The following is a 14,166-nucleotide window of genomic DNA, read 5'->3' on the forward strand; positions in this document are numbered from 1 at the left end:
GTTGCACGTCGTCCCTGCCGGTGCCGGTCATCAGCGCCGGAGCATCGCCGCCGCCGCCGATCGCCTGGGTGATGTTGGCCAGCACCGCGCCCATCCGCTCGGAATAGGGACGCGCCGCTTCCGCCGCTTCCTGCGCGCGGCGCAGCTTCGCCGCGGCGACCATCTGCATCGCCTTGGTGATCTTCTGCGTCGCCTTGACCGAGGCGATACGGTTACGAAGGTCTTTTAATGAAGGCATGCTTCAAACCTGATCCCGTGCGTCCGGCTTCTTCTTAGGCGAAGGTCTTGGCGAAGGCGTCGATCTCGGCCTTGAGCTTGGCGCGCAGATCGTCCGACAGCGCCTTCTCCTTGCGAATGCCGTCGAGCACGTCCTTGCCGGCCGAGCGCATGTGGCTGAGCAGGCCATGCTCGAACTTGCCGACCTGGTTGATCGCCAGCTTGTCGAGGTAACCGTTGACGCCGGCGAAGATCACCGCAACCTGCTCCTCGACCTTGAGCGGCGAGAACTGTGGCTGCTTCAGGAGTTCGGTCAGGCGTGAGCCGCGGTTCAGCAGGCGCTGCGTGGCGGCGTCGAGGTCGGAGCCGAACTGCGCGAAGGCCGCCATTTCGCGATACTGCGCGAGCTCGCCCTTGATCGAGCCGGCAACCTGCTTCATCGCCTTGATCTGCGCCGACGAACCGACGCGCGACACCGACAGGCCGACATTGACCGCCGGGCGGATGCCCTGGAAGAACAGGTTGGTTTCGAGGAAGATCTGGCCGTCGGTGATCGAGATCACGTTGGTCGGGATGTAGGCCGACACGTCGTTGGCCTGCGTCTCGATGATCGGCAGCGCGGTCAGCGAACCGCCGCCCAGATCGTCGTTGAGCTTTGCGGCGCGCTCGAGCAGGCGCGAGTGCAGGTAGAAGACGTCGCCCGGATAGGCTTCGCGGCCCGGCGGGCGGCGCAGCAGCAGCGACATCTGGCGATAGGCGACGGCCTGCTTCGACAGGTCGTCATAGCTGATCAGCGCGTGCATGCCGTTGTCGCGGAAATATTCGCCCATGGTGGCGCCGGTGAACGGCGCCAGGAACTGCATCGGCGCCGGGTCGGAAGCGGTGGCGGCAACGACGATCGAATATTCAAGCGCGCCGCGCTCCTCGAGAACCTTGACGAACTGCGCGACGGTCGAGCGCTTCTGGCCGACGGCGACGTAGACGCAGTAGAGCTTTTCCTTTTCGGGGCCGTTTTCGTGCACCGACTTCTGGTTCAGCATCGTGTCGAGAATGATCGCGGTCTTGCCGGTCTGGCGATCGCCGATGACCAGCTCGCGCTGGCCGCGGCCGACCGGGATCAGCGCATCGATGGCCTTGAGGCCGGTCGACATCGGCTCGTTCACCGACTTGCGCGGAATGATGCCGGGCGCCTTGACGTCGACGCGCTTGCGTTCGGTCGCCTTGATCGGGCCTTTGCCGTCGATCGGGTTGCCGAGCGCATCGACGACGCGGCCGAGCAGGCCCATGCCGACAGGCGCGTCGACGATGGCGCCGGTGCGCTTGACGGTGTCGCCTTCCTTGATGTCGCGGTCGTTGCCGAAGATGACGACGCCGACATTGTCGGCTTCGAGGTTCAGCGCCATGCCGCGGATGCCGCCGGGGAATTCGACCATTTCACCGGCCTGGACATTGTCGAGGCCATAGACGCGGGCGATGCCGTCACCGACGGACAGCACCTGGCCGACTTCGGAGACCTCGGCCTCCTTGCCGAAATTCTTGATCTGGTCTTTCAGAATTGCGGAAATTTCCGCGGCGCGGATGTCCATCAGCCGACCTCTTTCAGTGCAAGCTTGAGCGAATTGAGTTTGGTTTTGAGCGACGTATCGATCTGGCGCGAGCCCATCTTGACCACCAGCCCGCCGAGCAGCGACGGGTCGACGGTGACCGTGATGGCCACGTCCTTGCCGGCAACGCCCTTCAGCGCCGCCTTCAGTTCGGTCTCCTGCGCCGCCGTCAGCGCATGCGCCGAGGTGACCTCGGCCGAAGCCTCGCCACGATGATCGGCGGCGATGCGGCGGAAAGCCTTGATCATGCCGGGCACTGCGAACAGGCGGCGGTTCTTGGCGACGACGCGCAGGAAATTGCCGGCGAGCCCGCCGAGCTTTGCCTTGGCGACGATCGCGGCGATCGCCTTGGCCTGATCCTCGCTGGAGAACACCGGGCTGTTGATCAGCCGGGAAAGATCGGCGCTGCCTTCAAGCAGCGCCTCGAAACTGGTGAGGTCGGCCTCGACCTGGGCGACCGAATTTGCCTGCAGCGCGAGTTCGAACAGCGAACCCGCATAGCGTTCTGCGACAGCTGAGATTGGCGATGACGATTGAGCCACGGACCGTCTTTTCTCTTGTCTGACAGGCCGCAGATTGTTGGCGCGAGCGAGAACTCTGGCTAAATCTTTGACCTTACTGCATTTTTCCAAGCACGGAGGCGCGGCTTCCGCTATCCCCGGCCGAAAGTCGATTGCCGTCTAGCACAGGCCTTTTAAGACCGCAATGCGTCGTCCGGCATGGTTTTCAGGCACTTTTGTCGCATCCGGCGGTAGAGCCCGGCCGCAAGCGGCGGATTAGTCGGTGATTCAGGGCAAAAAGCCGAAAGCAAAGGCCAGCGGCAACGCCGCCAGCACCAGTTCAACCACGATGGAAGCCCAATTGAAAGGGGTGTTGGCGCCGTCCGACATCATCGACAGCAAACGGCCGAAAGCGGTGAACAGCCAGGAGAAGCCGAGCGCCATGTAAAGCAGCGGCTGCGCGAGCAGGATGCAGCACAGGCTGACGCCGAGATAGAAGCCCGACATGCGGCCGCGCCCCTCGGCGATCGCCGCCGCCTTCTCCGGCCTGGCCTGCAGCCTGAGGATCCTGAAAGCGAGGTTCGGCGCCAGGAACAGCAACAGGCCGATCAGCAAGGTCGCCACGGCGCTCGACCATGCCAGCCACTCGCCCTGGCTCATCGGCCACGGAAACGCAAATTCCATCTTGCCCCCTCGTAAATGCCTGTTTGAAAACCGGGGCATTCTAGCGGAGGAAAAGCCGCGCGCCAGATGGCGCCGGAACTTTAGGAAGGCGTATCAAGACAGGGCGAATGCGACCGCCGCCTCGGCGTGCAGGCGCGTGGTGTCGAACACCGGAATGTCGAAGTCCGCCTGGCCGATCAGCATGGTGATCTCGGTGCAGCCCATGATGACGCCGTCGATGTTCTCATCGCGCCGCAGGCGGCCAACTTCCTCGACATAGGCCACATGCGATTCGGATTTGACGATGCCTTGGCAGAGTTCGTCATAGATCACCCGGTGTACCATGTCGCGGCCGGCCTGGCCGGGCACCACCGGCTGCAGGCCATACTTCTCGGCAAGCCGGCCCTTGTAGAAATCCTGCTCCATGGTGAAGCGCGTGGCGAGCAGCGCCGGCCGCCGGACGCCGGCATCCCTGACCGCGACCGCCGTAGCATCGGCGATGTGGATTAGCGGTATCGACACTGCCGCCTGTACCTCATCCGCCAGCCTGTGCATGGTGTTGGTGCAGACCACCAGGCCGTCCGCACCACCCGCCTCCAGCTTGCGCGCAGCCTCGACAAGAAGCACGCCCGCTCCCCGCCAGTCGCCGGCATGCTGGCGCTCGCCGATCTCGGCGAAGTCGAACGACCACAGAAGCAGCTTCGCCGAATGGAGGCCACCGAGCCGCTCACGCACGATCTCGTTGAGCAGTCGATAGTAGATGGCGGTCGATTCCCAGCTCATGCCGCCGATGAGGCCAAGGGTTTTCACGGTGGCTGTTCCTTTCCAGCAATTCCTATATTATGACCACATGAGACTACAAGGAGGCAGTTATGAAGACGATGCAGGTTCGGGAGGCCAAGGCAGGTTTCTCAGCGCTCGTCGAGGCCGCCGAGAATGGTGAGCCTACCGTCATCACAAAGCATGGCAAACCAACGGCCATGGTTGTCCCGATTGAAGAGGGGCAGAAGCTCTATCCGCAAAACAGCCAGCAGGACTTCGTGGATTTCCTGCTTCATTACCCCGGCGGCATCGAGTTTGAGCGAAACGAATCGCCGTCCCGGGACGTCGAGTTTTGACTGGCTATCTGCTGGATACGTCGTTCCTGTCGGCCTTTGAACCTGACCGTGCTCCCCTTCCCTCGCACGTTCAGACATGGGTTGCCGAACAGCGGGCGCGCGGCTCATGGCATATGTCTTCCATTGTCGTTCTGGAGGTGGAAAAGGGCATTGCGAAGCTGAAGCGATCTGGCGCGAATTCGAAGGCGGCACGTATTGGCGAATGGTTCGAACGGCTGCTGGCGGAATTCGACCAGCGCATTCTGCCAGTCGACACGGCAATCGCGAGGGAAGCCGGCAAATTGGAGGATGCCGCTCTCGCCAGAGGCTTTAACCCGGGCTTGGCGGACATCCTGATCGCCGCGACCGCTCGTTTGAATGGCCTCTCAGTCTTGACGGCCAATGTCCGGCATTTTGCGGTTCTGGATGTACCCTACCTGGACCCCTTCGCTGAGACTGGTCCACGGGAGTAGTTTCGTAATCTCACAAAAAGCTCTGCGGATCGATATCGACCTGCACCCGAACCGAGCCGCGCAATTTCGGCCCTTCGGCCAGCATGGCGCGGATGAAGCCCTGCATGTCGGCGCGCCGCTCGCCCTGGATCAGCAGGCGGAAGCGGTGGCGCCCGCCGAGCAGTGACAACGGCGCCTCGGCCGGGCCCAGCACGAACAGGTCCGCCGCCTGCGGCGCGGTGCGGCGCAGGCCGCGCGCATGCGCCTCCGCTTCGGCCCGCGTCGCGGCGCTGACGATGACGCCGGCGAGCCGGCCGAAGGGCGGCAGCGCCGCCCGCTCGCGCTCGGCGATCTCGCGCTCGTAAAAGGCCTCGGCGTCACCGGAGACGATGGCCCGCATCACCGGATGGTCCGGCTGGTAGGTCTGCAGCAGACCGAGGCTCTTCTTGCCGGTGCGGCCGGCGCGGCCCGTCACCTGGCTGAGCAGCTGGAAGGTGCGCTCGGCGGCGCGCGGATCGCCATTGGCGAGGCCGAGATCGGCGTCGACCACGCCGACCAGTGTCATATTGGGAAAATTGTGGCCCTTGGCGACGAGTTGCGTGCCGATGACGATGTCGGCCTCGCCATTGGCGATGGCTTCCAACTCGAGCCGCAGCCGGCGCACGCCACCCATCAGGTCCGACGACAAGACGATGGTGCGGGCGTCCGGAAAATGCGTCACCACCTCCTCGGCGATGCGCTCGACGCCGGGACCGCAGGCGACGAGATGGTCGAGCGTGCCGCATTCCGGGCAGGACTCCGGCCGCCGCTCATTGTGCCCACAATGGTGGCAGACGAGTTGGCCGCGGAAGCGGTGCTCGACCAGCCAGGCCGAGCAGACCGGACAGCCGAAGCGATGGCCGCACACACGGCAAAGCGTCAGCGGCGCATAGCCGCGCCGGTTGAGGAACAGCAGCGACTGTTCTTTTTTCCCTAGCGTGCGCTCCATTTGCTCGAGCAGGACGGCCGACAGGAAACCGCCGCGCGCCGGCGGCGCCCGTCGCATGTCGATCGACTTCAAGTCGGGCAGCGCCGCCTCGGCAAAGCGCGACGAAAGCACTGCCCGATGATAGCGGCCCTGGCTGGCATTGACCCGGCTTTCGACCGACGGCGTCGCCGAGGCGAGCACGATCGGGAAGCCGCCTATGTGGCCGCGCACCACCGCCATGTCGCGCGCATTGTAGAAGACGCGGTCCTCTTGCTTGTAGGCGGGGTCGTGCTCTTCGTCGACGACGATCAGGCCGAGCTCCGGGAACGGCAGGAACAGCGCCGAGCGCGCCCCGGCAACAACGCGCACGCCGCCTTCCGCCACCTGCCGCCAGACTTTTTCGCGCATTCTCGGCGGCAGGTCCGAGTGCCATTCCGCCGGCTTGGCGCCGAAACGGTCCTGGAAGCGTTCCAGGAAGGCGTGCGTCAGCGCGATTTCCGGCAGCAGGATCAGCACCTGCTTGCCCTGGTCGAGCGCCGCCGCCACCGCCTCGAAATAGACTTCCGTCTTGCCGGATCCGGTGACGCCGTCGAGCAGGGTGACGCCAAAGGCGTTCGCCGCGACGCCGGCGCGCAGCATGGCCGCCGCGTCCTCCTGGTCGGGCATCAGCGTCGGCTGCGCATAGGCCGGATCAGGCGCTGCCACCACCGGCCGCGGCGGGATCATCACCGTCTCGAACACGCCTTGCGCCCGCAAGCCGTCGATGACCGCCGACGATACGCCGGCCGCATGCGCCAGGCCCGAGCGCGTCCAGGCAAGGCCGCCCTCGGCCGTCTCCAGCACGCGCGCCCTCGCCTCGGTCATCCGGTCGGGTCTAGCCAGGGTGAGCTGCAGGCCTTCGATCCAGGGCTCCGGGTCGAAGGCCTCCGGCGCACGCAGCAGCATGCGCGCCACCATGCCCGGGGCCGACAGCGTGTACTGCGCGATCCAGTCGACGAAGCGGCGCATCGCGCGGTCGATCGGCGGGCAATCGAAGACCAGCTCGATCGGCCGCAATTTCCTTGCGTCGACCGTTTCGACGGCGCCGTCCCAGACGATGCCGGCGACCTGGCGGGGGCCCAGCGGCACGCGCACGATCGAGCCCGGCACCACGCGCATGCCGGCCGGCACCGCATAGGTGTAGGGCCGCTCGGCCGGCATCGGCACCAGCACCGGCGCGGCGGCGACAAAGGGCGAATCTTCCATCATGAGGCGTGACCTTGCCCCGACTTTGGTCTAGAGCAAAGGCCGACCCCCAAGCTGCATGTCATGCACATGAAAATCTTCAGGAGACCGCGATGAAATTTTTTGTCGACACCGCCGATATCAAGGAAATCCGCGAGCTGAACGATCTGGGGCTGCTCGATGGCGTCACCACCAATCCCTCGCTGATCCTGAAATCGGGCGGCAAGATTGCCGAGGTCACCAAGCAGATCTGCGACATCGTCGAAGGTCCGGTCTCGGCCGAGGTCGTGGCGACCGAATACCAGCAGATGATGGCCGAGGCGGAGGTACTGGCCAAGATCGCCCCCAATGTCTGCATCAAGGTGCCGCTGACACTCGACGGGCTGAAGGCCTGCAAGACGATCCGCACCGAGATGAAGCGCATGGTCAACGTCACGCTCTGCTTCTCCGCCAACCAGGCGCTGCTCGCCGCCAAGGCCGGCGCCTCCTTCATCTCGCCCTTCGTCGGCCGCATCGACGACACCGGCTCGGACGGCATGGAGCTGATCCAGGAGATCAGGCAGATCTACGACAATTACGACTTCCAGACCGAGATCCTGACCGCCTCGGTGCGCACTGTGAACCACGTCAAGCAGGCGGCGCTGATCGGCGCCGACGTCATCACCGCGCCGCCGGCGACGCTGAAGGCGCTGGTCAGCCATCCGCTGACCGACAAGGGCCTCGCCGCCTTCCTCGCCGACTGGGCCAAGACCGGCCAGAAAATCGGCTGATCTCGTCAGGTAAGAAAAAAGGCCGGGCGACCGGCCTTTTTTGGTGAATGCATACTTGTGCGCTTGGGTGTGTTGAGAGTCAGGTCAAGCCACGCCGAGAACGGTGGTTTCCGAGAGCCAGAGCGGAGCGTACTTGAAGGCAGGCCGGCCTCACCTGAATATCAATACGCCTCAGGCCTACTTGCCGTGCTTGATCAAGTCCTGCGCGACGGCGAGCCTGAGCAGGTCCGCCAGCTCGCGCGCTGCGCGGTTCTCGGCATCGATCTGCGCCCGGTAAGATGCATATTCCTGACGCGGCCGGTCGAAGGATGACGGCACCGAGCGCTTGCCCGTGGCGATGACCGTGCCGGTGGTGTCCCGCAGTACATAATTCGCGGTCAATGTCACCGTGCCGGCCGTCGGTTCGTCCTCGTCGGTCTGGATCTGCACCAGGGCCGCCGATTCGACCAGCTCGGTGACGCCGAGATCGAGCGTATAGGCAGGCGTAGCCGGTTCGCCGGCGCCCTGGCCGAGCGCGAAGATCAGATTATTGCGCACCTGCTGGGCATAGCGGGTCTTGACCGGCTTGACCGAGATCGACGCCAGTTCGGCGGCGGCGCCGACAGTCGAGCCGGCGGTAAGCGGCGCGTTCGAATAGAGCGGCCTGACGGTGCAGGCCGACACCAATGCCAGCGAGGCGACCAGGCCGTACAGCGCGGTGCGGCGGAGCGAGCGCGTCGTCTTTCCGAAATCAGGCAACGACATTGACGATCCTCTGCGGCACGATGATCACCTTGCGGGGCGCCTTACCTTCCAGCGCTTTCTGCACGAAGTCGAGGGCCAGCACCGCTTTTTCGACCGCACCTTGGTCCGCGTCGCGGGCAATTGTCAAATCCCCGCGCTTCTTGCCGTTGACCTGCACCGGCAGCACGATCTCGTTGTCGACGACGAGCGCCGGATCGAAGACCGGCCATGGCCGTTCGGCGACCATTTCGGTGCCGCCCAGCGTCTCCCAGCACTCCTCGGCCAGATGCGGCATGACCGGCGCCATCAGATGCACTAGGATCTCCACCGCCTCGCGGCAGGCGCCTTTCAGCGCCGCATCGGCCTTGCCTTCTGCCGCCTCGTTGAGCGGCGTGGTCAATGCATTGGCCAGCTCGTAGATGCGGGCTATGGCGCGGTTGAAGCCGAGCTTCTCGATATCCTCGCCGACCGCCTTGAGGATTTTGTGCGCGGCCTTGGAGACAGCGCCCGCCTCGCCCTCCCGCGCCGCCTCTGGCTTGACGCCGGCCAGCGATTCGGCCGCGATCGACACCAGGCGCCAGATGCGCTGGACGAAGCGATGCGCGCCGGCGGCGCCGTCGTCGGTCCATTCGACGTCGCGCTCGGGCGGCGAATCCGACAGCATGAACCAGCGCGCGGTATCGGCGCCGTAGCCGTCGGTGATCTCTTCCGGGCTCACCGTGTTCTTCTTCGACTTCGACATCTTCTCAAGCGGGCCGATGACGGCCTCCTCGCCGGTGGCGATGTCGACGGCGCGGCGCTTGCCGCCATCGTCCTCGAGCCTGACTTCGCTCGGCGACAGCCAGCGTCCGTTGTTGGACGGGCCGCCGACACGGTAGGTCTCATGCACCACCATGCCTTGCGTGAACAGGCCCTTGAACGGCTCGGCGAGATCGAGATGGCCGGTCTCGCGCATGGCGCGGGTGAAGAAGCGCGAATAGAGCAAGTGCAGGATCGCGTGCTCGATGCCGCCAATATATTGGTCGACCGCCAGCCACTCATTGGCCGCCTTCGGGTCGGTCGGATCGTTGGCCCAGGGCGCGGTGAAGCGCGCGAAATACCAGGACGAATCGACGAACGTGTCCATCGTGTCCGTCTCGCGCCGCGCCGGCTTGCCGCATTGCGGGCAATTGACGTGCCGCCAGGTGGGGTGGCGATCGAGCGGGTTGCCCGGCCGGTCGAACTCGATGTCGTCGGGCAGCTTGACCGGCAGGTCGGCCTTCGGCACCGGCACCACCCCGCAATCCTCGCAATGGATCATCGGGATCGGGCAGCCCCAATAGCGCTGGCGCGAAATGCCCCAGTCGCGCAGGCGGAAGTTCACCTTGCGCTCGGCCATCGGCCGGTTACCGATTGTCTTCTTTTCCAGAAGCCTGGCCACCTCGTCGAAGGCCTTCTCCGGCTTCATGCCGTCGAGGAAGCGCGAATTGATCATCACGCCGTCGTCGACATAGGCCTCCTCGATGATCTGGAAGGTCTTGGCGTCGCCGCCTTCCGGCATCACCACCGGGATCACCGGCAGGCCGTATTTGTTGGCGAAGTCGAGGTCGCGCTGGTCGCCGGACGGGCAGCCGAAGATGGCGCCGGTGCCGTATTCCATCAGCACGAAATTGGCGACATAGACCGGCAGCGTCCAGTTCTCGTCGAACGGATGGACGACGCGGATGCCGGTGTCGAAGCCCTTCTTCTCGGCCGTCTCCAGCGCCGCCACCGAGGTGCCCATGTGGCGGACCTCGTCGATGAACTTGGCCAGCTCGACATTATCCTCGGCAGCCTTCTTGGCCAGCGGATGGTCGGCGGCGACCGCCATGAACGAGGCGCCGAAGATAGTGTCCGGCCTGGTCGTGTAGACCTCCAGCTCATGCTCGCCGGCGACCGGCTTGGCCAGCGGCCAGCGGATCAGCAGCCCTTCCGAGCGGCCGATCCAGTTGTGCTGCATCAGCTTGACCTTCTCCGGCCATTCGTCGAGGCCTTCGAGCGAATCCAGCAGGTCCTGCGCGAAGTCGGTGATCTTGAAGAACCACTGCGTCAGTTCCCGCTGCTCGACCAGCGCGCCGGAGCGCCAGCCGCGACCGTCGATGACCTGCTCGTTGGCGAGCACCGTCATGTCCTCCGGGTCCCAGTTGACCTTGGAGGATTTGCGCGTCACCAGCCCCTTCTCGACGAAGTCGAGGAACAGCATCTGCTGGCGGTGGTAGTAGTCGACGTCGCAGGTGGCGAACTCGCGCGCCCAGTCCAGCGACAGGCCCATGACCTTGAGCTGCTCGCGCATGGTGGCGATGTTCTCATAGGTCCAGTCCTTGGGGTGGACCTTGTTCTGCATCGCCGCGTTCTCGGCCGGCATGCCGAAGGCATCCCAGCCCATCGGGTGCAGCACGTTAAAACCCTTGGCGCGCTTGTAGCGCGCCACGACGTCGCCCATCGTATAGTTGCGGGTATGGCCGATATGGATGCGCCCCGACGGATAGGGGAACATCTCGAGCACGTAGTATTTCGGCTTCGGATCGGCGTTGTCGGCCTCGAACAGCTTCTTTTCGGCCCAGGCCTTCTGCCATTTGGGCTCTGACGCGCGCGGATTGTATCGTTCGGTTGCCATCGGATGTTTTTCACTTAAAAGCTGGCACGAACCGCGGGGCAATGCCCGGCGGCCCAGGAAAATGTCGTCGCGGTGTTCATCATGGATTGCCGGACCCGTCAACTGCGGCGAGCCGGCGAGGACCAAAACTACAGGCAGGATATGGGCATGACGAGCGCCGTCGAACAGCTTTTTGCCGTCAAGGCAAGGATTGCCGCCGCCGAGCGCGAGGCCGGCCGCGACCAAGGCGCGGTCACGCTGGTGGCGGTGTCGAAGACCTTCGAGGCCGCATCGATCAGCCCGGTCATCGAGGCCGGCCAGCGCGTCTTCGGCGAAAACCGCGTGCAGGAAGCGCAAGGCAAATGGCCGGCGCTGAAGCATCTATTTCCCGGCATCGAATTGCATCTGATCGGTCCGCTGCAGTCGAACAAGGCCAGGGAAGCGGTCACGCTGTTCGACGTCATCGAGACCGTGGACCGCGAGAAGATCGCCGCCGAACTCGCCAAGGAGATGGCGAGACAGGGCCGGACACCAAAACTCTACGTTCAGGTCAACACCGGCTCGGAGCCGCAAAAGGCCGGCATCGAGCCGCGCGAGGCGGTCGCCTTCGTCAAGCGCTGCCGCGAGGTCCACGGCCTTGCGGTCGAAGGCCTGATGTGCATTCCGCCAGCCGACGAGAACCCCGGCCCGCATTTCGCGCTGCTGGAGAAGCTCGGCAAGGAGGCTGGGGTCGCAAAGCTGTCGATGGGCATGTCCGGCGACTACGAGACGGCGATCGCCTTCGGCGCGACCAGCGTCAGGGTCGGCTCGGCGATCTTCGGCAGCCGATAACTGGGCGATGAACCTCGCCGCAAAGGCTTGCCAGATGTATATCCAGCCAAGCTAGCTAGGACGGTCTTCATGAACTGGCATCTACAGGACGCAAAAAACAATTTTTCGAAAGTGTTTCAGCGGGCGCGAACCGAAGGGCCACAGACCGTGACACTTCGCGGTGAACGGGCTGCAGTTGTCCTGTCCGTGGAGGACTACGATCGCCTTGCCGGAAAGAAGAAATCGCTTGCCGAATATCTTCTGACCGGCCCCGGGTGGGACGATGAGTTTGACGAGGAAATCACCCGTCGCCGGAATACGATGATCCGGGACATCGACCTCTGAATATACCTGCTGGATACGAACGTCGCTTCGGATACGCAGAGGCGCCTGCCGAAGCCGCCTGCGTGGGTGGCTTCGATCGATCCGGCGTCGATCAGCCTTAGCGTCATTACCCTTGGCGAGATCGAGCGAGGGATCGTCAAGCAGCGCAAGGTTGACCCTGAAAGGGCGGCCCGGCTCGATATCTGGCTGCGAGAGTTGCGAAGAGACAATGCAGACTGCATTCTTCCAATCACCGAAGAGATTGCGTTGGCAGGGGCCGCATCACGGCAGGTCGTACGCGAGGTAGCGCAGACACACTGATAGCAGCGACAGCCCTCGTCCATGACCTAATCGTGGTTACGCGCAATGTCTGACTTCGAAGACATCGGCGTTACCGTACTTAATCCCTGGGAACCACCTACTGCCTAGCGGTGGCTGCCCGACGGTTCTCTTGAGCCAGTTGCTCGCCACGCTTGCTCCAAGCTCTTGAAACGGAACGTACCGTTCCTATTTTCTCCAGCGTCATTCCCATCTCCCTGGAGCTCCCAACATGCGCTACAATCAACTCGGAAACACCGGCCTGTTCGTCTCCGAACTTTGCCTCGGCACCATGACCTTCGGCGCCGCCGGCGAGAACGCCCAATGGGGCCTGATCGCCAGCCTCGACCAGAAAGGCGTCAACGAGATCGTCGGCCGCTCGATTGCCGCCGGCGTCAACTTCTTCGACACGGCCGACGTCTATTCATTCGGCGCCTCCGAAAGACTGCTCGGCCAGTCGCTCCGCGATCTCGGCGTCAAAAGGTCGGACGTCATCATCGCCACCAAGGTGCATGGCGTCATGGGCGAGGGCCCGAACCAGCGCGGCTCCTCGCGCGGCCACATCATGGATTCGGTCGACGCCAGCCTCGAACGGCTGCAGCTCGATCACATCGACCTCTACCAGCTGCACGGCACCGACACGGTGAGCCCGATCGACGAGACGCTGCGGGCGCTCGACGATCTCGTGTCCAGCGGCAAGGTGCGTTACGTCGGCGTCTCGAACTGGCAGGCCTGGCGCATCGCCAAGGCGCTGGGCATTGCCGAGCGCAGGGGCCTTGCCCGCTTCGAAACCGTGCAATCCTACTATTCGATCGCCGGCCGCGACCTCGAACGCGAGATCGTGCCGCTGCTCAATGAGGAGAAGCTCGGCCTGATGGTCTGGTCACCGATGGCCGGCGGGCTGCTCTCCGGCAAATACGGTCCGGGCGCGCCTGGCAATGGCGAAGGCCGACGCGCCTCCTTCAACTTTCCGCCGGTCAACGAGGATCGCGCCTGGGCAGCCGTCGCTGTCATGCGCGAACTCGCCAGGAAGCACGATGTCAGCGTTGCCACCGTGGCGCTCGGCTACGTGCTGGCAAAACCCTTCGTGATGAGCGTCATCATCGGCGCCAGCCGCATGGACCAGCTCGAGCAGAACCTCGCCGCCACCGCGCTGAAGCTCGACGCCGAGGATATCGCCAGGCTGGACGAGGTCAGCACACTGCCCTCCGAATATCCTGGCTGGATGCTGGAGCGGCAGGGCGCTGGCCGGCGCCCGGCGCCGTTCGTGCCGAAGGCCTAGTTCGTCCGCTTCGTCTGAGCAGCCGCGCGTCCCTCGGGCGCGCGGCATTTTTCGTGCCCCGTTCAGAGCCGCACCGTTTCGACCAGAAAATCGAGAAAGGCACGCACCCTGGCCGGCAGGTGCTTGCCCTGGCCGACATAGACGGCGTGGGTCATTTCCTCGTCGCCGGGATTGAAATCCTCGAGCAACGGCACCAGCCGGCCGGCGGCGATGTCGGGCTCGACATGCCAGCGCGCCAGCCGGGCGATGCCCGCGCCGGCAAGCGCCATCAGCCGCATCGCCTCGCCGTCGCTGACCTGGGCATTGCCCTTGATTGGGACTACGGTGGCACGGCCGGCCCTGTCGGCAAACGGCCAGCCGTCGATATGGCGCGCGAAGCGGAAGCCCATGCGGTTGTGGCGGTCGAGATCGGCCGGCGTGCGCGGCGTGTCGTGCGCATCGAGGTAAGAGGGTGCTGCGACCACCACCACGCCGCTCTGTCCGAGCTTGCGCGCCACCAGCCGCGATTCGCCGAGTGGCCCGGCGCGGATGGCGACGTCGGCGCGCTCCTCCATCAGGTCGATGACATGGTCGGTCAGGACGACGTCGACCGAGATTTCGGG

15 protein-coding genes and 1 pseudogene are annotated in these 14,166 nt (G+C 64.6%); 7 read left to right on the forward strand and 9 right to left on the reverse strand.

Annotated features, from left to right (window positions below; translation table 11 throughout):
- From EN781_RS08435 to EN781_RS08455, 5 genes are all read right to left on the reverse strand, one after another.
- Positions 1-238 (reverse strand): F0F1 ATP synthase subunit gamma (locus EN781_RS08435; protein WP_189347398.1); only part of this gene is annotated, 238 nt, incomplete at its 3' end.
- Positions 239-272: 34 nt separating this feature from the next.
- A complete protein-coding gene (gene atpA, locus EN781_RS08440) occupies positions 273-1,802 on the reverse strand; it encodes a F0F1 ATP synthase subunit alpha (protein ID WP_126057605.1) in 1,530 nt (509 codons plus the stop codon).
- Entirely contained in the window at positions 1,802-2,362 is a 561-nt protein-coding gene (locus EN781_RS08445) for a F0F1 ATP synthase subunit delta (RefSeq protein WP_126057604.1), read from the reverse strand. Before EN781_RS08445 ends, atpA begins: the two co-directional genes overlap by 1 nt.
- A gap of 246 nt (positions 2,363-2,608) precedes the next feature.
- On the reverse strand, positions 2,609-3,004 hold the full coding sequence (locus tag EN781_RS08450; protein WP_126057603.1) for a DUF4345 family protein: 396 nt from the start codon (positions 3,002-3,004) through the stop codon (positions 2,609-2,611).
- 93 nt (positions 3,005-3,097) lie between these two features.
- On the reverse strand, positions 3,098-3,793 hold the full coding sequence (locus EN781_RS08455; RefSeq protein WP_126057602.1) for an aspartate/glutamate racemase family protein: 696 nt from the start codon (positions 3,791-3,793) through the stop codon (positions 3,098-3,100).
- A gap of 62 nt (positions 3,794-3,855) precedes the next feature.
- On the opposite strand from EN781_RS08455, the gene EN781_RS08460 reads away from it, so the two are divergent.
- Together EN781_RS08460 and EN781_RS08465 are read left to right on the forward strand one after the other, a co-directional pair.
- A complete protein-coding gene (locus EN781_RS08460; RefSeq protein ID WP_126057601.1) occupies positions 3,856-4,101 on the forward strand; it encodes a type II toxin-antitoxin system Phd/YefM family antitoxin in 246 nt (81 codons plus the stop codon).
- Entirely contained in the window at positions 4,098-4,553 is a 456-nt protein-coding gene (locus EN781_RS08465) for a type II toxin-antitoxin system VapC family toxin (protein ID WP_126057600.1), read from the forward strand. The genes EN781_RS08460 and EN781_RS08465 overlap by 4 nt, the downstream gene beginning before the upstream one ends.
- Before the next feature lie 10 nt (positions 4,554-4,563).
- On the opposite strand, the gene EN781_RS08470 is transcribed toward EN781_RS08465, so the two are convergent.
- Positions 4,564-6,747 carry a primosomal protein N' gene (locus tag EN781_RS08470; RefSeq protein WP_126057599.1) on the reverse strand — a complete coding sequence of 728 codons (2,184 nt, stop codon included), beginning with the start codon at positions 6,745-6,747 and terminating at the stop codon, positions 4,564-4,566.
- A gap of 89 nt (positions 6,748-6,836) precedes the next feature.
- Here EN781_RS08470 and fsa point away from each other — a divergent pair, with 89 nt between their 5' ends.
- Positions 6,837-7,493, forward strand: a complete 657-nt coding sequence (fsa, locus tag EN781_RS08475) for a fructose-6-phosphate aldolase (protein WP_126057598.1) — start codon at positions 6,837-6,839, stop codon at positions 7,491-7,493.
- A gap of 177 nt (positions 7,494-7,670) precedes the next feature.
- Here fsa and lptE read toward each other — a convergent pair whose 3' ends face one another.
- Together lptE and leuS are read right to left on the reverse strand one after the other, a co-directional pair.
- Positions 7,671-8,237 carry an LPS assembly lipoprotein LptE gene (gene lptE / locus EN781_RS08480; RefSeq protein ID WP_126057597.1) on the reverse strand — a complete coding sequence of 189 codons (567 nt, stop codon included), beginning with the start codon at positions 8,235-8,237 and terminating at the stop codon, positions 7,671-7,673.
- A complete protein-coding gene (gene leuS, locus EN781_RS08485) occupies positions 8,224-10,851 on the reverse strand; it encodes a leucine--tRNA ligase (RefSeq protein WP_126057596.1) in 2,628 nt (875 codons plus the stop codon). Before leuS ends, lptE begins: the two co-directional genes overlap by 14 nt.
- Positions 10,852-10,998: 147 nt before the next feature.
- On the opposite strand from leuS, the gene EN781_RS08490 reads away from it, so the two are divergent.
- From EN781_RS08490 to EN781_RS08505, 4 genes and pseudogenes are all read left to right on the forward strand, one after another.
- Positions 10,999-11,661 carry a YggS family pyridoxal phosphate-dependent enzyme gene (locus tag EN781_RS08490; protein WP_126057595.1) on the forward strand — a complete coding sequence of 221 codons (663 nt, stop codon included), beginning with the start codon at positions 10,999-11,001 and terminating at the stop codon, positions 11,659-11,661.
- Between the two features lie 69 nt (positions 11,662-11,730).
- Positions 11,731-11,985, forward strand: a complete 255-nt coding sequence (locus EN781_RS08495) for a type II toxin-antitoxin system Phd/YefM family antitoxin (protein WP_126057594.1) — start codon at positions 11,731-11,733, stop codon at positions 11,983-11,985.
- Positions 11,986-12,393 (forward strand): annotated as a pseudogene (locus EN781_RS08500) (type II toxin-antitoxin system VapC family toxin). It begins immediately after the preceding gene.
- Positions 12,394-12,514: 121 nt separating this feature from the next.
- Positions 12,515-13,564: an aldo/keto reductase gene (locus EN781_RS08505; protein ID WP_126057593.1), complete on the forward strand. Its 1,050-nt coding sequence runs from the start codon at positions 12,515-12,517 to the stop codon at positions 13,562-13,564.
- A gap of 62 nt (positions 13,565-13,626) precedes the next feature.
- Here EN781_RS08505 and EN781_RS08510 read toward each other — a convergent pair.
- Positions 13,627-14,166, reverse strand: a 540-nt coding sequence (locus EN781_RS08510) for a LysR substrate-binding domain-containing protein (RefSeq protein ID WP_245492565.1), incomplete at its 5' end; no start/stop codon positions are given.

This window comes from Mesorhizobium sp. M4A.F.Ca.ET.090.04.2.1 (genome assembly GCF_003999085.1).
GTDB lineage: Bacteria > Pseudomonadota > Alphaproteobacteria > Rhizobiales > Rhizobiaceae > Mesorhizobium.